20 protein-coding genes and 5 tRNA genes (1 of these 25 cut by a window edge) are annotated in these 22086 nt (G+C 44.6%); 12 read left to right on the forward strand and 13 right to left on the reverse strand.

Annotated elements, in window-relative coordinates; translation table 11 throughout:
* Window positions 1–680 carry the end of a SulP family inorganic anion transporter gene (locus NSU05_RS01020; protein ID WP_038428280.1) on the forward strand. 757 nt of this gene lie to the left of the window's left edge, so the window shows 680 of its 1437 coding nt (coding positions 758–1437); its start codon lies beyond the left edge, outside the window; its stop codon occupies window positions 678–680.
* A 145-nt stretch (window positions 681–825) separates the two neighbouring features.
* Window positions 826–1746 carry a bile acid:sodium symporter family protein gene (locus NSU05_RS01025; protein ID WP_072557088.1) on the forward strand — a complete coding sequence of 307 codons (921 nt, stop codon included), beginning with the start codon at window positions 826–828 and terminating at the stop codon, window positions 1744–1746.
* A gap of 9 nt (window positions 1747–1755) precedes the next feature.
* Here the strand turns inward: NSU05_RS01025 and NSU05_RS01030 are convergent, their stop codons facing one another.
* From NSU05_RS01030 to NSU05_RS01090, 13 genes are all read right to left on the reverse strand, one after another.
* Window positions 1756–2508 carry an alpha/beta hydrolase gene (locus NSU05_RS01030; protein WP_038427276.1) on the reverse strand — a complete coding sequence of 251 codons (753 nt, stop codon included), beginning with the start codon at window positions 2506–2508 and terminating at the stop codon, window positions 1756–1758.
* Entirely contained in the window at window positions 2505–3515 is a 1011-nt protein-coding gene (gene feuC, locus NSU05_RS01035) for an iron ABC transporter permease FeuC (RefSeq protein ID WP_038428282.1), read from the reverse strand. Before feuC ends, NSU05_RS01030 begins: the two co-directional genes overlap by 4 nt.
* On the reverse strand, window positions 3508–4512 hold the full coding sequence (locus NSU05_RS01040) for an iron ABC transporter permease (protein WP_003234979.1): 1005 nt from the start codon (window positions 4510–4512) through the stop codon (window positions 3508–3510). The genes feuC and NSU05_RS01040 overlap by 8 nt, the downstream gene beginning before the upstream one ends.
* Before the next feature lie 18 nt (window positions 4513–4530).
* Window positions 4531–5484 carry an iron ABC transporter substrate-binding protein FeuA gene (gene feuA / locus NSU05_RS01045; RefSeq protein ID WP_014475620.1) on the reverse strand — a complete coding sequence of 318 codons (954 nt, stop codon included), beginning with the start codon at window positions 5482–5484 and terminating at the stop codon, window positions 4531–4533.
* A 90-nt stretch (window positions 5485–5574) separates the two neighbouring features.
* Window positions 5575–7164, reverse strand: coding sequence for a bacillibactin transport transcriptional regulator Btr (gene btr / locus NSU05_RS01050; RefSeq protein WP_339204357.1), 1590 nt, complete (start codon window positions 7162–7164; stop codon window positions 5575–5577).
* A 190-nt stretch (window positions 7165–7354) separates the two neighbouring features.
* Complete coding sequence (locus tag NSU05_RS01055) at window positions 7355–8599, reverse strand: exo-beta-N-acetylmuramidase NamZ domain-containing protein (RefSeq protein WP_015252972.1); 1245 nt, start codon at window positions 8597–8599, stop codon at window positions 7355–7357.
* Between the two features lie 13 nt (window positions 8600–8612).
* Window positions 8613–10541 carry a beta-N-acetylhexosaminidase gene (gene nagZ / locus NSU05_RS01060; RefSeq protein ID WP_038428284.1) on the reverse strand — a complete coding sequence of 643 codons (1929 nt, stop codon included), beginning with the start codon at window positions 10539–10541 and terminating at the stop codon, window positions 8613–8615.
* A gap of 27 nt (window positions 10542–10568) precedes the next feature.
* Window positions 10569–11894, reverse strand: coding sequence for an N-acetylmuramoyl-L-alanine amidase (amiE, locus tag NSU05_RS01065; protein WP_038428285.1), 1326 nt, complete (start codon window positions 11892–11894; stop codon window positions 10569–10571).
* A 56-nt stretch (window positions 11895–11950) separates the two neighbouring features.
* Window positions 11951–13318 (reverse strand): PTS transporter subunit EIIC, encoded by a 1368-nt coding sequence (locus NSU05_RS01070; protein ID WP_003234968.1) that lies wholly within the window; start codon window positions 13316–13318, stop codon window positions 11951–11953.
* 25 nt (window positions 13319–13343) lie between these two features.
* Window positions 13344–14195: a MurR/RpiR family transcriptional regulator gene (locus NSU05_RS01075; RefSeq protein WP_015252968.1), complete on the reverse strand. Its 852-nt coding sequence runs from the start codon at window positions 14193–14195 to the stop codon at window positions 13344–13346.
* A gap of 16 nt (window positions 14196–14211) precedes the next feature.
* Window positions 14212–15126 carry an N-acetylmuramic acid 6-phosphate etherase gene (gene murQ, locus NSU05_RS01080; protein ID WP_017694928.1) on the reverse strand — a complete coding sequence of 305 codons (915 nt, stop codon included), beginning with the start codon at window positions 15124–15126 and terminating at the stop codon, window positions 14212–14214.
* 109 nt (window positions 15127–15235) lie between these two features.
* Entirely contained in the window at window positions 15236–15718 is a 483-nt protein-coding gene (locus NSU05_RS01085) for a GNAT family protein (protein WP_014475628.1), read from the reverse strand.
* Between the two features lie 12 nt (window positions 15719–15730).
* On the reverse strand, window positions 15731–16186 hold the full coding sequence (locus tag NSU05_RS01090) for a DUF523 domain-containing protein (protein ID WP_003234960.1): 456 nt from the start codon (window positions 16184–16186) through the stop codon (window positions 15731–15733).
* Window positions 16187–16365: 179 nt separating this feature from the next.
* Between NSU05_RS01090 and NSU05_RS01095 the strand changes: the two genes are divergently transcribed.
* From NSU05_RS01095 to glmM, 10 genes are all read left to right on the forward strand, one after another.
* Window positions 16366–16440, forward strand: a tRNA-Glu gene (locus tag NSU05_RS01095).
* 3 nt (window positions 16441–16443) lie between these two features.
* Window positions 16444–16519, forward strand: a tRNA-Val gene (locus tag NSU05_RS01100).
* Between the two features lie 4 nt (window positions 16520–16523).
* Window positions 16524–16596: transfer RNA gene (locus NSU05_RS01105), tRNA-Thr, on the forward strand.
* A gap of 22 nt (window positions 16597–16618) precedes the next feature.
* Window positions 16619–16703, forward strand: a tRNA-Tyr gene (locus NSU05_RS01110).
* Between the two features lie 4 nt (window positions 16704–16707).
* Window positions 16708–16779: transfer RNA gene (locus tag NSU05_RS01115), tRNA-Gln, on the forward strand.
* Window positions 16780–17009: 230 nt separating this feature from the next.
* On the forward strand, window positions 17010–17573 hold the full coding sequence (gene sigW / locus NSU05_RS01120; RefSeq protein ID WP_014478649.1) for an RNA polymerase sigma factor SigW: 564 nt from the start codon (window positions 17010–17012) through the stop codon (window positions 17571–17573).
* A gap of 13 nt (window positions 17574–17586) precedes the next feature.
* A complete protein-coding gene (gene rsiW / locus NSU05_RS01125) occupies window positions 17587–18213 on the forward strand; it encodes an anti-sigma-W factor RsiW (RefSeq protein WP_038428286.1) in 627 nt (208 codons plus the stop codon).
* Window positions 18214–18373: 160 nt separating this feature from the next.
* Window positions 18374–19195 carry a diadenylate cyclase CdaA gene (cdaA, locus tag NSU05_RS01130; protein ID WP_003223651.1) on the forward strand — a complete coding sequence of 274 codons (822 nt, stop codon included), beginning with the start codon at window positions 18374–18376 and terminating at the stop codon, window positions 19193–19195.
* Window positions 19188–20639 carry a CdaA regulatory protein CdaR gene (gene cdaR / locus NSU05_RS01135; RefSeq protein WP_029726928.1) on the forward strand — a complete coding sequence of 484 codons (1452 nt, stop codon included), beginning with the start codon at window positions 19188–19190 and terminating at the stop codon, window positions 20637–20639. Before cdaA ends, cdaR begins: the two co-directional genes overlap by 8 nt.
* Before the next feature lie 18 nt (window positions 20640–20657).
* Window positions 20658–22004, forward strand: a complete 1347-nt coding sequence (gene glmM / locus NSU05_RS01140; RefSeq protein WP_003234946.1) for a phosphoglucosamine mutase — start codon at window positions 20658–20660, stop codon at window positions 22002–22004.
* Window positions 22005–22086 lie beyond the last annotated feature (82 nt).

Here is a 22086-nt window from a genome sequence, read left to right on the forward strand (position 1 = left end):
AAAATAAAGAGAGCCGCGGACAGGGAATTGCGAATATCGTGACTGGACTCTTTGGCGGAATGGCAGGCTGCGCTATGATCGGACAATCTGTCATTAATACAAAAGCGGGCGGTCGCGGACGTTTGTCAGCATTTGTTGCCGGTGCTTTTCTGATGTTTTTAATTGCGGTGTTAAGTCATGTCGTGGTGAAAATCCCAATGGCGGCGTTAGTAGCTGTAATGGTTATGGTGTCTGTCGGCACTTTTGATTGGTCTTCTTTAAAAGGTCTCAAAAAAGCGCCGCTCACGGACTCGATTGTCATGGTTGTGACTGTGGTTACGGTTGTTGTGACGGATGACTTATCTAAGGGTGTATTTGTCGGTGTTCTTTTAAGTGCCGTGTTCTTTGTGGCAAAAATCTCGAAGCTGAAAATCGTTTCTCATGCAGAGGAACAAAAGCTTAGAACGTATCAAGTAAAGGGGCAAATCTTTTTTGCGTCAGTGACTGATCTTACGAATGCGTTTATATATCAAGAGGATATTGAGCGGGTTGTGATTGACTTAACTGAAGCTCACGTATGGGACGATTCTGGAGCGGCCGCACTTGATAAGATTGTTGCGAAGTTTAAGGAACAAGGCATTGAAGCTGAGTTAAAAGGTTTGAATAAAGCGAGTAAATCTCTAATGAAACAGATGGCATAAAATAGAGAAGCCCAGATGAATGAGATCTGGGCTTTTTTATATAACATACACTTAAGCAGCATTGATATAATAGAGAGAAGAGAAATTTTAAATAGGGGACTTGCATATGATGCTTCAGAAGCTGAACCGTGTATTGGGGAGAGTGATGCCGCTGTTAACGCCGACTAGTGTGGTGTTGGGCGTGCTGCTGTCTCAGTTTTTAAATGGGTATGAATGGGCTGTACCTTGGATCTTTGCTTTTATTACGTTTGCAGGCAGTTTAAGCGCTAACTTTCAATCTTTGAGACATGCATTGTCTCACCCTCTCCCTATGATTCTTGCACTATTCGTTCTTCATATTTTCATGCCGCTTTTTGCTTGGGGCAGCGGCCATCTTATATTTAAAGGTGATCCTTTGACGATTACCGGTTTAACATTGGCTGTTGTGATTCCTACGGGGATTACAAGCTTGATTTGGGCAGCGATGTACAAAGGGAATGTCGGTTTGACACTTTCAATTATTTTAGTTGATACTGTGCTGTCACCGCTAATCGTACCGCTGAGTCTTTCATTGCTGGCCGGCGCTCAGGTTCACATGGATGTGTGGGGAATGATGAAAGGTCTGATTGTAATGGTCGTGATTCCTTCTTTTTTGGGCATGCTGTTTAATCAGATGTCATCTCCAGAAAGAACTGCGTCTGTGAGCAGTGCGCTGTCGCCTTTTTCAAAGCTTTGCTTGATGGCAGTGATTGCGATTAACAGTTCAGCGATTGCTCCTTATTTCAAATCCATTGATTTGAGATTTGCAGGAATAGCTGTAACGGTATTCTTTATCGCGTTAACAGGCTATGCCGCTGCTTGGCTGATCGGAAAAATGATGAAAAGGCGGCAAGAGGAAATAGTCTCTCTTATATTTACGGGAGGCATGAGGAATATTAGTGCCGGCGCAGTTCTTGCCGTTACGTTCTTCCCGTCTCAGGTTGCCGTTCCTGTTGTGATTGGCATGCTGTTTCAGCAGATATTGGCTGCTTTGTTTGGCTATATGCTGAATCGTTTTGAATTAAAACCCATGTTGCAGAAAGCATAAAAAAACCGCTCATAGGGTTGAGCGGTTTTTTCCGTATAGCCATTCGAGCGCGTTGATGAACTGTTTGCAGAAATACTTGCGGTGGTGCACCGCTCCTTTTTCAATTGAAAGATACAACCGGTCTTCAGTGAAGCCTTTTTCTTTTAGACTTTGATGAACTTGCTTTGTTTTTTTCAGCATATGTCGCTGAATGGATTGTTTTTCACGGCCTTCTTCACTCCCGACAGACATGAAAACACGTGTAGTGCCGGGCTTTAAAGAAGATATATGAATGGTTTCCGCTGCGTTCTCGTACCAGTATGAACCTGATATAGAGCCTATTTTCCCGAACATTGACGGATATTTTAATAAGGCGAACATTGAGATGAGGCCGCCTAATGAGGCACCGATCATTCCTCTTGACTGCGGTTCCCTGATGACGTTCCAGTTTTCTTCGATTAGCGGAATGAACTGGTTCGTTATATCAGACAGATAGTGATATCCCATTCCGCCGAAGTCCGTGAACCGATCACTGAGTGATGCAGCCGGCCAAGGTGTGTATTCATTTAGCCGGTTTTCGGGTTCGATACCGATCAGCACGAGTTCAGGGAGCCTTTGCTGTTGATATGCGCTTTCTAATAATTCGATTTGGTTTTGGAACAAAGAACTGCCATCCTGCACGTAAACAGCAGGAAATCCCCCGCTGTCTGTGCTGTAGGAAGGAGGGAGGTACAGCGTGAACCTCCTGTTGCCGGCTTTGTGTTCTGAAAGAGATCCTTTCAAGCATTCTCCCCCTTTTTTTGCTTGAAAAGCAGATATAAGAAATAAGGAACTCCGAGGATCGCCAAAATGATGCCTGCGGGCACTTCTGCGGGCTGAAAAAACAGTTTTCCGGAAAAGTCTGCGCTTATCACAAGAAGCATCCCGATTAAACCGCTCAGTGGCAGGATATAGCGATGTTCGACGCCAGCCAGTCTCCGTGAGATATGGGGAGCAATTAAGCCGACAAACGCCATGCTTCCCGCTACGGAGACACAGGCGCTGATGATTGCTACACAGGCTACGAGCAGGATGGTTTTTTCTTTATTTGATGAAATGCCGAGGCTTCTGACTGTGTCTTCATCAAAACGAATGGTGTCGAGCAGGCGGGATTTGCCGATAAGAATCGGTATAAACAGCAGCATCCATGGGAGAACGGCTGTGATATACGTCCAGTTGGCAGACCAGATGCTTCCGTTTTTCCACACCATGGCCATTTGATAGTCTTGCGGGTCCATTTTTAAAGATAAAAACAAAGACAGGGCGCTGAATCCTGAATTGATCGCAATCCCTACCAGAATAATTCTTCCTGAATCTAAATTGCCTCTGTGCCATGCAAATATGTAAATCAGGATCGCCGCGATGAGCCCGCCTATCAATCCAAAGAGCGGCATTCCCATCGCTGCAGCTATGGATGTCACTTCCTTCTGGCCTTGGAATAAGAGCATAAACGCTACAATGCCGGCTCCTGCCCCTGCGTTGATTCCGAGAATTCCAGGATCAGCAAGCCCGTTTCTCGTGATGGCCTGGATAACAGCGCCTGCAATGCCAAGACCGAGTCCAATAATAGCAGCCATGACAACCCGCGGCAGCCTTAAATCGAACAGCAAAATTTCATACTGCGGATTCGGGTAGATTTGAAAAAGAGTGGAGAGCAGCTCAGCAGGACGAACAGAAAATGATCCGCTCGTTAAGCTGAAATAACTGACAACAAGAATCAAAGCGATGAACAATGCATATTTTTTAGCCATTTTGCTCCCCTCCTTTTCGTTTAATTAAATAAAGGAAGAAAGGTACGCCGATAATGGATGTTACGACCTCAATCGGTGTTTCAAACGGATAGTTGATAAATCTGCTTGCGAGATCACACAGGGTTAAAAAGATTCCGCCCAAAATACAGGAGCACGGAATCAGCCTGCTGTAATCAGAGCCGACGAGAAATCTCGTGATATGCGGAACAACCAATCCGACAAACGCAATTTTTCCGGCCAGCGCTACGGCACTGCCGGTTAAAATGATGACGGAAAGCATCGCCATGATTTTAATGGTTTTTTTCTTTTGCCCCAGGCTTTTAGAAATGTCGTCCCCTAATGATACAGCGGTTACCTTTTTGCTGAGAGAAATGGCCATTATAATGCCAATCAGGAAAAACGGAGCGGCGAGCTTCAGGAAATCCGGACTCATTTGATGAAGTCTGGCACTGTACCAGAAACTGAGATCCTGAGAAATTTGAAAATAAATCGACATGGCCGCTGATAAGCTGCTGAGCAGCATGCTTGTGACTGTGCCGATGATGGCGAGCTGCACGGGGGTAAATCCGTTTGGCATCATGGCGGCAAGGCCGAATACTAACACAGCTCCTAACGCTGAGCCGATAAAAGAGTATATCATCATTTCAATCGAAGATGATTGCGGGAGCAGAACCATGCAAAGCGTAATGATAAACGCTGAACCATCTGAAACACCCATAATGGATGGCGAAGCTAAATAATTGCGCGTAATGCCCTGCATAAGCGCTCCAGAAACAGCAAGGGCTGCCCCTATGAGCAGAGCGCCGGCAGCCCTTGGAATCCGGGAATGCCATATAATTTGATGGTCTGTGTTTCCCGGATCGAAATGAATAAGAGATGTAAAAACAATATCTGTGCTAAGATGCTTTGCCCCATAAAGGATTGAAAGTAAAAGTGACAGCGCTATAGCAAATGGAGAAGTAATCAATATGATACGTGTCCACTGTTTTGAATACATACAAAAACCTACTCTGAATTAGTTTTGTGTCAATTTTTCAGCAGCCGCTTTCAGGAAACGGACTTTGCTCCAAGCTGTGCCGCCTTGTGCGAGAGGGTCCACTGAGTTGACATACACATGGTCTTCTTTGACTGCTTTAAGGCTTTTCCAGATTGGATTTTTCTCTAAATCTTTTAAGGCATCAGGTTTATCTGCATTTTCATCATCAGAAAATTGGACGAAAATATGGTCCGGGTTCATTTCACTTAATTTTTCTAATGAAATCAGCTCTTGCGCTTTTGCAGCTTTTACTTCGTTAGGCGCCTTAAGGCCTAAATCACCGTATAGTGTGGAGTTGAAATACACCTGTTCAGGGTAAATGTAAATGTTGCCTTGTCTAATTCTAATGACAAGCGCTTTTGAATCTTTCGCTTTATCGTTGATTTTTGTTTTTGTTTCTTTTAGATCTTGTTCATAGTCTGCAATAATTTTCTTTGCTTTTTTCTCTTTTCCGGTCAGCTGGGCAAGCAGCATCATGTTTTCCTTCCAGTTTGAAGAGATATGAGAAACTGGGATCGTCGTGCCTGCTGTGCTGATTTTTTGCAGCGTTTTTTCCGGAAACTTTGTTGAAGCAAGGATAACATCAGGCTTCATTTCAAGAATCTTTTCAATATTTGGCTCCATTTTTTCTCCGGTTGGTTCGGCTTTATCAGTGATGTCTTTGAACATATCAGGGAATTTGCCGGAGAATGAAATTGCGCCTTGCGGATGAACGTCAAGCAATTTCGCGTCTTCCATTGATTCAACGCTTCCCGTAATGGCGATTTTGTCTGTCGGTACAGTTACTTCATATGTTTTATCAAGATATTCAATTTTCTTCTTCTCAGATGCTGTGCCGCTTGCCTTGCTGGCAGTTGATTCATTTTTGCTGCCGCAAGCTGCCGCCGTCAGCGCGAGAAGCAAGATTAATAAGGTAAGAGATATCTTTTTCATCTATAGAGCCTCCTGTTCAATTGATAACTATTATCAATTGGAATTATAGAGAATGAACAGATATAACACCATGGACAAATTCCTGATTTATCATGGACAATCTCCGGATAGTAAAGAAACAGTTTGCTGAACGATGCGTTCGTGCCCGCAAGCTGAGTATTCATTCCACGGGTCAAGGGATAGAAGATAAACACGGTTATCTCGTACCGCGCTTAGGTTTTGCCATGCTTCTGTCTGCTGTAATTGCTGGTAGTAAGCTATGGTCTCCGGCTCTTTAAAAAGAAAAAGCATCATACAGTCAGCTTGGTAATTTGCGATATTTTCTAACGAAATCGCTTGTTCTGAAGGTGTGTCAGCCGTTGTTGCCGAGCTGAATCCTAAATCCCCAAAGAAAACTTCGCGGACACTTCGGTTATGTGCCAGATAGAAGTTTTGCTTATGCAGCCTCAAAAAGAGAAAACGCAGCCCTTGAACGTGCTGAAGTGTTTTTTTGGCGGCTGTTGTCTGCTGGTCATAATCCGCTAGCCACTTTTCTGCTTCGGACTCCTCCTTTAAAAATGAGGCAGTTTGCAGAAAGTGGGTTCTCCAGCTTTCTTCTGAAGGAAGGTACATGACTTCTGCGATGCGATTCAGGCGATTTTGTTCTTCTGGAGAAATAGAATCCATGCTGACAATCACATCTGGTTCTGCCTGCGATAACGTGTACAGGTTTTCTTCCCACTTTTCATTAAACCGGTATGCACTGAGCTGGACGGGTATATCTGTCGAATAATGCTGATAGTAGTAAGACGTCCATTTCGGATGCAGAGCGGCCGCAAAAGGTATGTGGTGAAGAGGGATGAGATGGCCCATTGTGCCCCTTCCGTATGCGGCGATTTTCTTTCGGCGTTTTTTCATATAGCTTGTAGGTGAACAGCCTGTATATTTTTTAAAGATTCTGCTGAAATAAAATTCATCTTGATAACCGGTTTGGTGTGCGATTTCTTTCAATTTGCAGTTTGATTTTGCCATGAGCCGTTTTGCCTTTGTGATTCGTGTTTTCGTAATAAATTCTGTTACGCTCTGTCCTGTCCATTTTTTAAAGCTTTCACTGTAGTGTTTGGCACTGATTCCTGCCATTTGCGACAGCTGGGCAAGCGTGATTTTTGTATCGGCATGTGTTTCGATATAGTGTTTTGTTTTTTCGATTGCTGAATGTGTATCCGTTTGATCAGATAAACTGGCAGTAAAAAGATCATAAATCAGGCTTTGTACTTCAATCACACATTTTAGCTGAGAAAGCTGAGACGATTCATTCCATAGTGCGGCAAGCTCTTGAAGCCGGACTGCAAGATTTTCGATATGTGAAACATTCATAAGCTTCAGTTTGGCTAATTCCGATTCTGTGCACGGTGTGTAAATATCTTGGCCGGCTTCCTTGATATAGCTTTGAAGCCTGATCAGACAGGCATCTATATGTCCATCGGCTGCTGGCATAAAGCCAAAGGTCTCGTTAGGCGGACAAACATAAAGTATCTTTTTTTGCAGAGGATTGGTGTTTGTTCCGATCGAAATATAGCCGTTTCCTTTTAAATGAAAAATCAGCACGAATGAATCGGCTAATTGCTGTTCTGAGAAGAGATCACTTGTCTTTTTTAGATATTCAATTTGTATCGGTTGATAAATCACTGCATTTTGCACGAGTAGACCACCTTTTCAGAAGCTTTCAATTGATAATCATTTTCAATAAAAATTGTACCAAATAAATGAAAGTTTTCCTATATAAAGCGGGTGGGTTTTTAGCATGAAAAAAACCCTTACTTATGTGTAAAAGTAAGGGTCTTTCGTTCAGTAAGAATATGTTACACGTGTAACATACGATGCTTACGTTCTAATAAATGAGATATTTTTTTCTTGTTTTGCTGAATTGTTGGAGTGTTTTTTCATAGCTGTTTATGATGCCCTCAACCGAAGTTCCATTTTCAATTTTTGTCCTGATCCAGCCGTTGCCTGCCAGTTTATCGAATGAACCTGTTGACAGGAACTCAAAATCCTCAGGATAGAGATCGTGTATGGTTTTAATGACTGAAAGACCCGTTTTAACGGCTTCAAACTTATCTCTGTCTGTCACATAGAGCTGCACACCGTGGCAAAGCGTTCCTTGATGTTTAGAAAACGTCGGTGTGAAGGATGCTGCCCTAAATGTTACGCCCGGCAAATGGAGGCTGTTTAATGTTTCTTCAAGTTCTGTGCTTTTGATAAAGGGAGCTCCGATCAATTCGAATGGCTTTGTTGTCCCTCGCCCTTCGGATATATTTGTTCCTTCAATCAGCCCGGTTGCAGGATAAACAAATGTGCTTTCCACCGTCGGCATGTTAGGCGAAGGGAGGACGAAAGGCAATCGGGTATCGTCAAAATCCATTTTTCGTTTCCAGTGTTTCATTTTTACCACTGTAAGATCGGCATCAATATCAAATTCTTTGTTGAACAGTAAAGCCAATTCGCCTATCGTCATCCCATGCTTCAATGGAATGGGATACAATCCGACAAATGAGGCGTATTCAGGTTCTAAGATTGGCCCTTCAATATGATTCCCGCCTTGGGGATTCGGACGGTCTAGCACCATAAATGGAATGCCGTTTTCTTTAGCGGCTTCCATTGCGTATGCCATTGTATAAATGTACGTGTAGAAACGGGTCCCGACATCCTGAATGTCAAACATTAGAATATCGACATTTTTCAGCATTTCTGGAGTCGGTTTTTTCGTTTTTCCGTAGAGGCTGTATACGGGAACCCCGGTTTTTTCGTCAATGTAAGAGCCTACTTCGTCTCCAGCCTGGGCGTCACCGCGGACGCCGTGTTCAGGGCCGAATAAAGCTGTCAGTTTGATATCTGGGTTCTCGTAAAGAATATCGACACTGCTTTTCAGAGATGCGTTTACTCCGGTTGGATTGGTGATCAGTCCGATGCGTTTTCCCTTGAGCTGTTTTTTATAGTCTGGCAAGAGCGTGTCTATCCCAGTCTGGACTTTAGGTTTTTTAGCCGTTTGATTCTTTGAATCGGGTGAAGCAGAGGCAGCGGTTATCGTTCCGAACATCATGAGCCCTGTCAGAAAAGCGAATATTGTTTTTCTCATGTGTCCCTCCTTATTAAAGCGGTCTTCCCGTTTTGATATTTAATCCGTAGCCATATGGATAAAGGGTGTCCCCCGGGTTCGTGACTGATGGGATGTTAACTGGAAGTGTGCCTTTAGGTTTTGCCTGGCCGAAAATCGCCATCACTCCGGCCGGAATATTAGGTTGAAGATAACGGCCATTTGCGTATCCTTTAAAGCCATAGACTGCAATCAGTGCCTTTGCTTCTTCGAAATTGGCGGCATCATATGGGTTGCGCAGGCTCATTAAGACAAATGGTTTGTTGTGCTGCAGTGCGGCTTTCATGACAGCTCTCGGAAACACGGTGGCCCATTTGCTTGAATCTGATATTGTGTCGTCGATGACACCGTCGTTGACGACAGGGTCATTTTTGACGACATAGGAGCCGGTTATGATATAATCAGCCTTTTTTACTTGTTTTGCATGCTCGGCATTAAATACTTGGTTGGCAAAATTCATTTTGTCGACAGATACGGGTTTGATTTTCTTTCGCTTGATGAGATCGTGAATGGTTTGTTCGATTGAAGCAGTTTGTTCTTCGTAAGGTGCCACAATTAAGATTCGGCTGCCTTTTTTAGGCTTGAACGGCAAAGTGTGCTGTTCATTTTTTAATACAGTTACTGCTTTTTCAGCTATTTTTTTCTCTGTTTTCAGGTGCTGCTGGCTTCCTACGATTTTTTTGGCTTTGGCTATTTTTTCTTTTGTACTGTCGCTGTTTCGTGCTGGATACATGCCGCGTTTTATTTTCAGGGAAATGATTCTTTCAACTGATTTGTTGATTTGTTGTTCAGGAATATCCCCGTTTTTCACGGCTTCTTTCAAAGCTTGAATGACACGTGCGAATTTCTGTTCTTCTTTCATTGAAGTGACTGAGGCTGGCATTAATGCAATATCGACACCAGCTTTTACGGCCATGACCACAGCCTCCTCCTGTCCGAAATGATCTGCAATTGCCTTCATATTGAGCGCATCGGTAACGATGACCCCATTAAAGCCCATTTCCTGACGAAGAAGACCTGTCATCACTTTTTGCGAAAGTGTAGCTGGAACCAGAATGTCCGATCCATCGAGTTTGCTTTTGTATGTGGTGTCGTCGAAGGCAGGGAATTGAACATGGGCTGTCATCACCATATCAGCACCAGCATCAATTGCTTTTTGAAAAGGATAAAGCTCGACCTCACGAAGCCGTTCTTGGCCATGGGAAACGAGCGGCAGTCCATAATGGCTGTCAACGTCCGTGTCTCCATGTCCCGGGAAATGTTTGAGGGCAGACGCGATATCCTGCCGCTGCAACCCTTTCATCGTATATAGACCGAGGCGTGATGTCAGTTCTCGATTGGAGCTGAATGACCGTACGCCGATTACAGGATTATCAGGATTATTGTTAATGTCCACGACAGGGCTGAAATCTGTATTGATGCCTAAGGCAGAGAGCTCTTTCCCGATGATGCTGCCGGTCTGATACGCATTGATTCTGCTTCTGGCTGCGCCCAGCGCCATATTCCCTGGGAAATTAGTGCCCTCCCCTAACCTCGTTACAATGCCGCCTTCCTGATCAATACTCAGCATGAGCGGGATTTTTGGACTTGCCTTTTGGTAATCGTCTGTCAGTTGGACAGTTTGTTTTGTTGTTTTTACATTTTCTGCAAAAAGGATGATGCCTCCGAATTGATATTTCTTGACGAGGCTGGCGACTTCATCATTCATTTCTGTAAGGGCTTGCGGAGAGGACTCGCCTTCCTTTTGCCAATTTCTAAAATCAGGCATCAGCATCTGGCCGAGTTTTTCATCTAACGACATACGATTGACAATCTGATTGGCATCGATTGCACGTTTGGATGCAGAGGCTTCTGTCTGTCTGGCCCCGAAAAAGCATGAAAGAAAGAGAACGGCTGAAAGGATAAGCGGAAAGACAGGTCTCATAGAAACTTCCTCCTATCGTCTAATCATTCACTCCATCGCTTCATAAATCGCGGTTATGACACTTCCATAACTGCCTGTTGCAAATTGATCACCCTCAAAGACGTTTGGATTTTCTTCCGGATCAATAACTGGTGTATGCTTTTTATTTGTTAACAATGCGATGCCTAAATTGTATGCTGGATCAATAATTGTAACTGTCCCCGTCCAGCCGGTATGCCCGTAAGCATTTTCACTGGCATGAGGGCCAAACATCCATTCCATGCTTTTACTTCCGTTCCGCCTCCAGCCAAGAGCGAATGTCAGATCTGTTGCTGAAGGTGCTGTAAACAGGTCGGCTGTTTTCTGATCAAATAAAGAAATGTTTCGATATGAACCTTTGTTTAACATGACTTGCAGCAGTATGGCCATATCATCTGCATTTGAGAACAATCCGGCATGCCCAGACACGCCACCCATTGAGTAAAACGCTTTTTCGTCATGCACCTCTCCTTGCAGCGTGTTTGTGCGGATGTTAGGGAATTGAATAACGCCGTCACGTGTATTGCCCATTCGTTCAGTAGCTGCGAACTGTTTCGGTTTAAAGCCCTTTTGCAGCGGATTGTACAAGGTATGCTTCAGCCTGAGCGGTTTGTAGAGCTCTTGCTCCGTGTAGACATCAAGCGGTTTGCCAGTGAGTTTTTCGACAATACACCCAAGTAGCATATATCCAATGTCACTGTATACGTGCTTTGTCCCGGTTTGATAATCGAGCGGAATTTTCGTCAAATATTCAATCGTTTTGTCCCGTTCCTGGGAATAGTACTTGCCGGCTTTTTCCGGCGTGTAAAAGTAAAAACTTGATGGGAGCCCTGATTGGTGCTGGAGGACATCGATGACACGTATCTTGTCTTTTCCTTTTATGTGGTCACCCGGCTGATCCTTGAAACCCGGCAAATATGCAGAAACTTTTTCATAGACGTCAAGTTTTCCTTGGCTGACTAAGCGCTGCAATGCAAAATTTGTTGCGTACATTTTTGTATTTGAGGCTAAGTCAAACATCGTGCGGGTTTTCATTTTGGCCGGACGGCGCAGCAGTTCTGATCCTTCGTACTTTTTACTGTAGCCGTATGCTGCTTTTTTTATGATGCGTCCATCCTTCACCACCACAAGAACGGCGCCTGGAAATCCTGCTGCAATATCCCGTTCTATCATCTGATCTACCTTCCTTAGCTTCTTCGTCGAGAATTGTGCAGTTTCTGCATTTATGATTTTCGGCTCAATCAAGTTGTCTGCTGTTTGTGCGAAGGTTTCATTTGGCGCAAATATCGATAGGGTTAAAATGGCACTGAATATGAACAGTGTCTTTGTTTTCACAGGCTAGCCCCTTTCTGTGCTTCTATCCCGTTTACTATCCCTAAAACAGAAACAATTTAATCGAACTGAGAAGCCATTTCATCTTTATATCCGAATGCATAGGTCAATAAAAAACCGGCCGCGTAGGAAATAAAGAGCCCAACGATATACAGGATGATTTGCGAAGGCAGGACTAGAAAAGAAAGCGGCAGTCCGGAGACACCAATCGCAATGGTGGCTACTTGAAAATAAGCTTGAAAGGCGCCGCCGATTCCAGCTCCTAAACATGCTGTTAAAAACGGACGGCCAAGCGGCAGCGTGACTCCGAAAATAAGCGGTTCACCAATGCCGAGCAGTCCCGATGGAAGCCCGCCGGCGATTGCTTTCCTCAGTGTTGTTTTTTTCGTCTTCACGAAAACGGCAAAGGCCGCGCCTACCTGTCCTGCACCTCCCATAGCCAAAATAGGGAGCAGAGGATCATTGCCAATTGAATTGATCAGTTCCATGTGCACAGGCGTCAAGCCTTGATGCAGTCCGGTTACGACGAGAGGAAGGAAGGTTGCGCCCAGAATAAAGCCTGCAGCGATGCCGCCGATGTCCAGGATGGACAGAAGGCCGGATGTAATGGCATCAGAAATGAATCCGCCTAAAGGCATAAATACGACATACGTTACGATTCCGGTGATTAACAGTGAAACGGTGGGTGTGACAATGATATCGAGTGATTGAGGGATAAAACGGCGAATAAATTGTTCGGTGTAAGCAATGAATATGGCTGCGAAAAGGACGCCGATCAGACCTCCCCTGCCCGGGAGAAGCTCTTCTCCAAATAAACTGATTTTTGCGATCTCCGGATTGATAATCAAGATCCCGGCCAAAGCCCCAAGTGCGGGTGTCCCGCCAAATTCTTTCGAAGCGTTAATACCGACGAGAATGCCGAGATAAGTGAACAGCCCTGATCCGATGACTGTCAGGATAATCGCAATTTGTGAGTCTGCAGAGAGCCAGCCTGCTTGAATAATTGCTTTGGTAATCCCAGTAATTAAACCGGAAGCGACTAGAGCGGGAATAAGAGGGATAAAAATGCTGGCAATTTTACGTAAGAAAAGTTTAAAAGGAGTGGCATTTTTCCGATTGATATCGGCTTTCTTTTTGGCGGCTGCTTCTTTGACATCGGCACCTTCTTCTGCTGACACGAGCTTTGAGAAAGCAGCTGTAACATGATTGACGACTCCTGTGCCGAGGATAATTTGTAAGGTTTCAGCTTCAACGACCCCCAATACGCCGTCAAGCTTTCTTAAAGCCTGAGCATCCGCTTTGCTTTCATCGTAAGGCGTAATGCGCAGGCGTGTCATGCAATGCGTATATGAAGAAATATTGGATTTTCCTCCGCATAGCTCAAGGATTTTCTGTGCGAGATGATGGTAGTTATTTTCTTTGCTCATTAAAACCCCTCCCCTTCAAGATGCCTTATTTTATTCTCATAGATTGTATGGCTGCTCTCGTTTTATCGATATAACCGGTTGTCGTTTCATACTGCTCAGCCGCCATGCCTAAAAACAAAACATCAATTATAAAAAGCTGGGCGAGGCGGGAGGAAGTGGCTGCACTTCGAATCAAGGCTTCATTGGAATGGGCTGTATACAAAGGGACATCAGCCAGTGCGGAGACGGATGTCTGACTGAATTGTGTGAGGCTGATCGTTGTGATGCCTTTTTCCTTAGCCATGGCAAACAGTTCAATGATTTCCTGTGTCTCTCCTGAAAACGAAATGGCGAATACGATGTCGTCTTTATCTGCATTTGCGATTAAAGATGCCACAAGATGAGTGTCTGTAAACGCGGTTGCTTGTTTATGAATGCGAAGCCACTTTTGCTGGGCGTCCTTGGCGACAATGCCGGAAGCCCCGAGGCCGATAAAATGCACGGTATGAGCTTTGAGAAGCAGAGAAACCGCTCGCTCAAGCTCTTTGTAGTCCATCAGGTCTGAAGTATCCTGAATGGCTTGAATGGCATTGCCGGCCGTTTTTTCGGAAATGGAGGGCAGCGGCTCGTGGGGAACAATATCCCGGTAGCCCTGAAAAGTAGGCTTTGCCAGATCGCCCGCTACTCTCATTTTTAAATCTTGAAATCCTTTTAAACCGAGTGATTTGCAGAGCCTGATGACGGCAGCGTCACTTGAATTGGCTAAGGCGCTGATTTCGTTGACCGTGCTTTCGATTGCTTTGTGGGGATGGGCTAGGATATAATCTGCAAGTTTGCGCTCGGATGGAGGGAGCTTATGCTTCATTGATTGGATGATCGCTAAACCGCCTGTGGCCATTCTAGTTCTCTCCTTATCATGGATGGTAATGTTCGATTGCTTTGTCAATGAAACCGTTTGCTTCATCGAGTAATGTCTTTGCTTGTTTCTGATCTGTGCTTGTTTTGAGCATGACGATTGCTGTTTTAACGTGATGATCGGCTTGTTCCAGAGTGTATCTGGCTGTGTCGTATGAAGCGTTTGTAAGGCTTTGGATGATGCTGATGGCGCGTTCTTTTAGTTTTTTGTTGCTGACGTTGACGTCTACCATCAAGTTTTCGTAAACCTTGCCGATTTTGACCATTACAGCGGTAGATATCATGTTTAGAATCATTTTATGAGCGGTTGCGGCTTTCATACGTGTTGATCCTGTAATGGCCTCAGGTCCGACGACAACCTCAATGCTGTGATCCGCATCCTTGCTGATGGCGGAATTTTCATTGCAAGTAAGGGCGATGGTGTGTGCTCCGACTTTGCGGGCGTATCTTAGGGCGCCTGCGGCGTAGGGTGTGCGGCCGCTTGCTGCGATGGCAATGACGGTGTCATTTGAAGTGAGCTGTATGTTTCTTAAATCTTCAGCTCCTGCTTCTTCACTGTCTTCAATGCCCTCTGCTGCCTGTAAAAAGGCTTCGGGGCCTCCAGCCATGATTCCGATGACCTGATCTGGGCTTACGCTGTAGGTGGGAGGACATTCAACAGCATCCATGACGCCGAGTCTGCCGCTTGTGCCGGCGCCTGTATATATGAGCCGGCCTCCATTTTGAAACGATTCATATGCGCAGTCTACAGCTGTTTTGATGTCGGGGAGAACCTCCTGAACGGCTGCAGCGACTTTCATATCTTCGTTGTTGATCATTTTAAGGATGCCGAGAGTGTTTGCTTTGTGGATTTCAACTGTTTGGCTATTGCGTGATTCCGTTGTGAGACGGTGAAGGTTTAATGGTTCTGACATGAGGATGCCCCCTGTTTTAAAATGATATATCTCAATATTCAGTATATTCATTTCTGTTATGATATTTCAACTATGTTTTTAAATTTTTGAAATTTTATTTCACTTAAGACTATAAGAAATGATGAAGGATCAACTGTTCTCCAAGCGGCCCGATTCTTCGCCGTCCTTTATCAAGGAACCCGCTTTTCATATAAAGGTGTTTTGCGCGTATGTTCAGATGATTGACGGCCAAGATGATTTCGTCGCACCATGGAAAATATCCGCTCACAAAAGCGGGAAGCAAAAGCATGGCTTTTTTCGCATAGCCTTTTCCGTGATGCACAGCGTTTAAAGACAGGGAGCTGAGCAGTAAAGCAAATGGATTGTTAGAATAGGAAGCAAGCGTTTCTTTTGATGCATGTAAAATGAAAAAACCGACTGGAAGGTCGTCTTTTAAGATGACAACCGGGTATCGGTCCTGTATGCCCAGAGCCTGAGACAGCACCTCTTTCGGGAGGGAGGTAAAGCGTTTGTCATCGTTGGTGAGCGTGAATGATTGGAGCTCGGGCAAGTGTTCAGGCTTATAGAAGGATAAAGAAATGTCTTGAGTCATGGGGTGGCCTCCTTACAATATGTCGTTAAGCTCGTTTTCCGAAATGACGCGGTAGCCCGCTTGTTTTAACAGTGCGGCGGTTACTCCGCTGCCGGTGATTTTTTTGCCAGAGAATGTGCCGTTATAGATAAAACCGCTTCCGCAAGATGGACTGTTTTCTTTTAATATGACGGCAGAAGCGTTGATTTCTTTTGCGTAAGCCAATGTTTTCGCGGCGCCTTCCATATATAGTTCTGTGACGTCTTCTCCTGAAGCTGTCACGATTTTCGCTGTTCCATTGAGGACATCCTCGCCAGTGCCTCCTATGATTTCTGCGGGTTCGCGTGGGGTAGAGAAGCCGCCGAGAAGTTCAGGGCAAGCCATGACTGCTTTCTTTTCATCGACTAGTTTTCTGATTTTCTCCGACGCTGCGTGAGAGCCGTTATATCTGCATTCAATGCCTCCAAGGCAAGAACTGACTAGTATCATATTGGTTTCTCCTCTCTTGCTTTGCTTGTCTCTATCATAAAATAAATGGCTTTAGTTGGGAGGCTTTTTCAGTTAAAAAAGGAGTTAAAAAGTTTGAAAATAAAAAATTTAATTTTTCTCTTTACAAACAGGGGGTGACCTGTATATAATAACTTTTGTCAGCTCGACGAGAACACAACGGCCCGTTGGTCAAGCGGTTAAGACACCGCCCTTTCACGGCGGTAACACGGGTTCGAATCCCGTACGGGTCACCATTTGGAGGATTAGCTCAGCTGGGAGAGCATCTGCCTTACAAGCAGAGGGTCGGCGGTTCGAGCCCGTCATCCTCCACCATCTTGCCGGTGTAGCTCAATTGGTAGAGCAACTGACTTGTAATCAGTAGGTTGGGGGTTCAAGTCCTCTTGCCGGCACTGTTTTTTCAAAATTTTATGTGGAGGGGTAGCGAAGTGGCTAAACGCGGCGGACTGTAAATCCGCTCCCTCAGGGTTCGGCAGTTCGAATCTGCCCCCCTCCACCATTATTGGGCTATAGCCAAGCGGTAAGGCAACGGACTTTGACTCCGTCATGCGTTGGTTCGAATCCAGCTAGCCCAGTCACAGACACCTTTGATCAAAAGGTGTCTTTTTTCTTTTCGGAAAAATCATTCCAACTTCTAACTGTTCAGTCTGTATAATAATTTTAAAAATATGTTAAGGTAGTTTATTCACGAATTACCATCTACACCCTGCCAAAAATTTGATAAACTTATTTTATAAAAAAATTGAAACCTTTTGAAACGAAGCTCGTATACATACAGACCGGTGAAGGCAGAGGTTAGATAAATATGGAAATGATGATTAAAAAAAGAATTAAACAAGTCAAAAAAGGCGACCAGAATGCATTTGCGGACATCGTAGATATTTACAAAGATAAAATTTATCAGCTTTGCTACCGTATGCTTGGCAATGTGCATGAGGCGGAGGATATTGCACAGGAAGCTTTCATCAGAGCGTACGTTAATATCGACAGTTTTGATATTAACCGGAAATTTTCAACTTGGCTTTATCGAATCGCGACCAATTTGACCATTGACCGCATTCGCAAAAAGAAGCCGGATTATTACCTCGATGCAGAGGTGGCTGGTACGGAAGGCTTGACCATGTATTCTCAAATCGCCGCAGATGGTGTTTTGCCTGAAGATGCAGTTGTGTCGCTGGAGCTCTCAAACACGATACAGCAGAAAATTTTAAAGCTTCCTGACAAATACAGAACAGTCATCGTATTAAAGTATATTGACGAACTCTCATTAATTGAAATCGGGGAGATTCTAAATATTCCTGTGGGGACTGTGAAAACGCGGATTCACAGAGGCAGAGAGGCTCTTAGAAAACAATTAAGGGATCTTTAAGTGGGGTGATGAAATGAGCTGTCCTGAACAAATTGTGCAGCTTATGCATATGCATCTTGATGGAGATATCCTTCCAAAAGATGAACACGTATTAAATAAACATCTGGAGACATGCGAGAAATGCAGAAAGCATTTTTACGAGATGGAGAAATCCATAGCGCTCGTACGGAGCACATCGCATGTCGAAGCCCCCGCGGATTTTACCGCTAATGTCATGGCAAAATTGCCTAAGGAGAAGAAAAGAGCTTCTGTAAAAAGATGGTTCAGATCCCATCCCGTTATCGCAGCTGCTGCGGTATTCATCATTTTGATGGGCGGGGGTTTTTTTAACAGCTGGCATAATGACCACAATTTCAGCGTGTCCAAGCAGCCGAATCTTGTGGTTCATAACCATACTGTGACCGTGCCAGAAGGTGAGACGGTCAAAGGTGATGTCACTGTTAAAAACGGCAAGCTGATTATTAAAGGCAAAATAGACGGGGATGTAACCGTCGTAAACGGCGAAAAGTATATGGCCTCTGCTGGACAAGTCACCGGTCAGATTGAAGAAATCAATCAATTATTCGATTGGACATGGTACAAGATGAAGTCTGCGGGGAAAAGTGTACTCGATGCATTCAGTCCGAAGGGAGAAGAGTAAAGCGCGTTAGCCGCTTTGCTCTTTTTTTGCGGGCTGAGAGGGCTGGCACATTTCACTTGCTAAATCGAAATGTGGTATAATGGGCTCGCTATGTAAAGTACATATGCGTAACACGTAAAACACAAAATACGAAATGACTGAAATCTTGGAGGACGAGGAAATGGCTTTTGAGGATATCCCTTTTTTGCAGTACCTCGGCAATGCCGTTGATATTCTCCTTGTTTGGTATGTGATATATAAATTGATTATGGTGATACGTGGCACGAAAGCGGTTCAGCTGTTAAAAGGAATTGTAGTCATCGTGCTTGTTCGTATGGCCAGCCAATATTTGGGCCTCAGCACACTTCAATGGCTGATGGACCAAGCGATAACATGGGGATTTTTAGCAATTATTATTATTTTTCAGCCTGAGCTGAGAAGAGCGCTTGAACAGCTAGGCCGCGGCCGCTTTTTTTCGAGGAGCGGCACGCCTGTTGAAGAAGCGCAGCAGAAAACGATTGAGGCCATTACAAAAGCGATCAATTATATGGCGAAACGCCGTATAGGCGCCTTGCTTACCATTGAGCGGGATACTGGAATGGGGGATTATATTGAGACCGGCATACCACTGAATGCCAAAGTCAGCTCTGAGCTGCTGATCAATATTTTTATCCCAAACACCCCGCTTCATGACGGTGCGGTAATTATGAAAAATAATGAAATTGCCGCGGCCGCCTGTTATCTGCCGCTTTCTGAGAGCCCGTTTATTTCAAAAGAACTGGGCACGCGGCACAGAGCAGCTGTCGGTATCAGTGAAGTAACAGACAGTTTGACGATTATTGTGTCTGAAGAGACCGGCGGCGTCAGTGTGGCAAAGAACGGCGACCTTCACAGAGAGCTTACAGAAGAAGCGCTGAAAGAAATGCTTGAAGCCGAGTTTAAGAAAAACACCAGAGACACTTCTTCTAACCGCTGGTATTGGAGGGGCAAGAAAAATGGATAAATTCTTAAACAACCGCTGGGCTGTGAAAATCATTGCTCTGCTTTTCGCGCTCTTGCTTTATGTGGCGGTTAACAGCAACCAAGCACCGACTCCAAAAAAACCGGGTGAATCTTTCTTTCCGACATCAACAACTGATGAAGCAACTCTGACTGATATTCCGGTTAAAGCGTATTATGATGATGAAAATTACGTCGTGACGGGTGTTCCGCAAACGGTTAATGTCACGATAAAAGGCTCGACAAGCGCCGTGAAAAAGGCTCGGCAGACCAAAAACTTTGAAATATATGCCGATATGGAACATTTGAAAACCGGCACACATAAGGTTGAGCTTAAGGCCAAAAACGTGTCGGATGGGCTGACAATCTCAATTAATCCGTCTGTTACGACAGTGACCATTCAGGAACGGACGACCAAAAGTTTTCCCGTAGAAGTGGAGTACTACAACAAAAGCAAGATGAAAAAAGGCTATTCTCCGGAGCAGCCGATTGTCAGTCCGAAAAATGTGCAGATTACCGGATCGAAAAATGTGATCGATAATATTTCTCTTGTAAAAGCTTCAGTGAATTTGGAAAACGCAGATGAAACGATTGAAAAGGAAGCGAAAGTGACTGTCTATGATAAAGACGGAAACGCGCTTCCTGTCGACGTGGAGCCCTCGGTCATCAAGATTACCGTTCCGGTGACAAGCCCGAGTAAAAAAGTGCCCTTTAAAATTGAACGGACAGGAAGCCTTCCTGACGGTGTCAGCATAGCGAATATTGAATCAAGCCCCAGTGAGGTAACGGTTTACGGCTCACAGGATGTGTTGGATTCTCTTGAATTTATTGACGGCGTCAGCTTAGATTTAAGTAAAATTAACAAGGATTCCGATATCGAGGCAGATATTCCGCTTCCTGACGGTGTCAAAAAAATCTCACCGTCAAAGGTGACTTTGCATATAGAAGTCGATAGTGAAGCGGATCAGAAGTTCGAGAATGTCCCTATCAAGACTGTAGGGCTGAGCAGCTCACAAAACATTGAATTTCTTGATCCTGAATCACAAGCGATAGATGTAACGGCTAAAGGCTCTCCCACGAATATAAAAAAGCTGAAAAAATCAGATATTGAATTGTATGTGAATGTTTCAGATTTAGAGGACGGGGAGCATAGCGTGAAGCTTGAAGTGAACGGGCCACAGAATGTAACTTGGTCCTTGGGGCGGAAAAACGCCAAAATCAAGCTGACGTCTAAGAAAAGCAATACATCAACGAATGATAACAGCAGCAATACATCAGGGAACCAGGATGACACAGATAAACAAACAAATGATCAAAAGAACAATCAGCAAGAAGATACAAAGAACACTGATAAAAACAGCAACGATCAAAACCAAGACGAAAATAAAGATCAAAACCAAGATCAGGATGAGGATGAATCCACTGCGAATTCATCCTCATCGGAATAAAAAAGGAGCGATTATAAAATGGGCAAGTATTTTGGAACAGACGGTGTAAGAGGTGTCGCCAATAGTGAGCTTACACCTGAGCTGGCCTTTAAAGTCGGACGTTTCGGCGGTTATGTGCTGACAAAAGACAAACAACGTCCAAAAGTGCTGATAGGCCGCGATACACGCATCTCCGGCCATATGCTGGAGGGAGCCCTTGTCGCCGGACTTTTATCCATTGGCGCAGAAGTCATGCGCCTAGGTGTCATTTCTACACCAGGTGTATCTTATTTGACAAAAGCGATGGATGCAGAGGCGGGCGTCATGATTTCCGCTTCTCATAACCCAGTGCAGGATAACGGCATCAAATTCTTTGGGGGAGATGGATTTAAGCTTTCTGATGAACAGGAGGCTGAAATTGAGCGCCTGATGGACGAACCTGAGGATAAGCTGCCAAGACCTGTCGGAGCAGACCTTGGACTTGTAAACGATTATTTTGAAGGCGGACAAAAATATCTGCAATTCTTAAAACAGACAGCTGATGAAGATTTCACAGGCATTCATGTGGCATTGGACTGTGCCAATGGCGCAACGTCATCCTTGGCGACACACCTGTTTGCTGATTTAGATGCAGATGTTTCTACAATGGGGACTTCCCCGAACGGATTAAACATTAATGACGGCGTCGGTTCGACTCATCCCGAAGCGCTCAGCGCGTTTGTCAAAGAGAAAAACGCGGATCTCGGTCTTGCGTTCGACGGTGACGGCGACCGCCTGATTGCTGTCGATGAAAAAGGAAATATTGTAGACGGCGACCAAATCATGTACATATGCTCAAAACATCTGAAATCAGAGGGCCGTTTAAAGGATGATACAGTGGTTTCAACCGTGATGAGCAACCTCGGCTTCTATAAGGCGCTCGAAAAAGAAGGCATCAAAAGCGTGCAGACAGCTGTCGGCGACCGCTACGTAGTAGAAGCAATGAAAAAAGACGGCTACAACGTCGGCGGAGAGCAGTCAGGACATCTTATTTTCCTTGATTACAACACGACAGGGGACGGATTATTGTCTGCTATTATGCTGATGAACACTTTAAAAGCAACAGGCAAGCCGCTGTCAGAGCTTGCAGCTGAAATGCAGAAGTTCCCGCAGCTGTTAGTCAATGTGAGAGTGACTGATAAATATAAAGTTGAAGAAAATGAAAAAGTAAAAGCAGTTATTTCTGAAGTTGAAAAAGAAATGAACGGCGACGGCCGGATTTTGGTGCGCCCTTCAGGAACTGAACCGCTCGTCCGTGTCATGGCTGAAGCGAAGACGAAAGAGCTGTGCGATGAGTATGTCAATCGCATTGTTGAAGTCGTCCGGTCAGAAATGGGATTAGAGTAACGAAGTCTATTATCAGAGAGTGAACAAGACAAGCGAGGTTTACATAAGATAATTGTGAGACATACGGCAAAGTTGTTTAAAA

Source organism: Bacillus sp. EU52, assembly GCF_037964975.1.
In the GTDB taxonomy this organism is placed as follows: Bacteria; Bacillota; Bacilli; order Bacillales; family Bacillaceae; genus Bacillus; species Bacillus subtilis.

Coding starts and splice junctions, on each gene's coding strand:
- feuA (WP_014475620.1), bottom strand. CDS start 5,484: ATGAAAAAGATATCTCTTACCTTATTAATCTTGCTTCTCGCGCTGACG.
- glmM (WP_003234946.1), top strand. CDS start 20,658: ATGGGCAAGTATTTTGGAACAGACGGTGTAAGAGGTGTCGCCAATAGT.
- NSU05_RS01025 (WP_072557088.1), top strand. CDS start 826: ATGCCGCTGTTAACGCCGACTAGTGTGGTGTTGGGCGTGCTGCTGTCT.
- nagZ (WP_038428284.1), bottom strand. CDS start 10,541: ATGAGACCTGTCTTTCCGCTTATCCTTTCAGCCGTTCTCTTTCTTTCA.
- NSU05_RS01075 (WP_015252968.1), bottom strand. CDS start 14,195: ATGGCCACAGGCGGTTTAGCGATCATCCAATCAATGAAGCATAAGCTC.
- sigW (WP_014478649.1), top strand. CDS start 17,010: ATGGAAATGATGATTAAAAAAAGAATTAAACAAGTCAAAAAAGGCGAC.
- rsiW (WP_038428286.1), top strand. CDS start 17,587: ATGAGCTGTCCTGAACAAATTGTGCAGCTTATGCATATGCATCTTGAT.
- NSU05_RS01090 (WP_003234960.1), bottom strand. CDS start 16,186: ATGATACTAGTCAGTTCTTGCCTTGGAGGCATTGAATGCAGATATAAC.
- feuC (WP_038428282.1), bottom strand. CDS start 3,515: ATGGCTAAAAAATATGCATTGTTCATCGCTTTGATTCTTGTTGTCAGT.
- cdaR (WP_029726928.1), top strand. CDS start 19,188: ATGGATAAATTCTTAAACAACCGCTGGGCTGTGAAAATCATTGCTCTG.
- murQ (WP_017694928.1), bottom strand. CDS start 15,126: ATGTCAGAACCATTAAACCTTCACCGTCTCACAACGGAATCACGCAAT.
- cdaA (WP_003223651.1), top strand. CDS start 18,374: ATGGCTTTTGAGGATATCCCTTTTTTGCAGTACCTCGGCAATGCCGTT.
- NSU05_RS01085 (WP_014475628.1), bottom strand. CDS start 15,718: ATGACTCAAGACATTTCTTTATCCTTCTATAAGCCTGAACACTTGCCC.
- NSU05_RS01055 (WP_015252972.1), bottom strand. CDS start 8,599: ATGAGAAAAACAATATTCGCTTTTCTGACAGGGCTCATGATGTTCGGA.
- NSU05_RS01070 (WP_003234968.1), bottom strand. CDS start 13,318: ATGAGCAAAGAAAATAACTACCATCATCTCGCACAGAAAATCCTTGAG.
- NSU05_RS01040 (WP_003234979.1), bottom strand. CDS start 4,512: ATGTATTCAAAACAGTGGACACGTATCATATTGATTACTTCTCCATTT.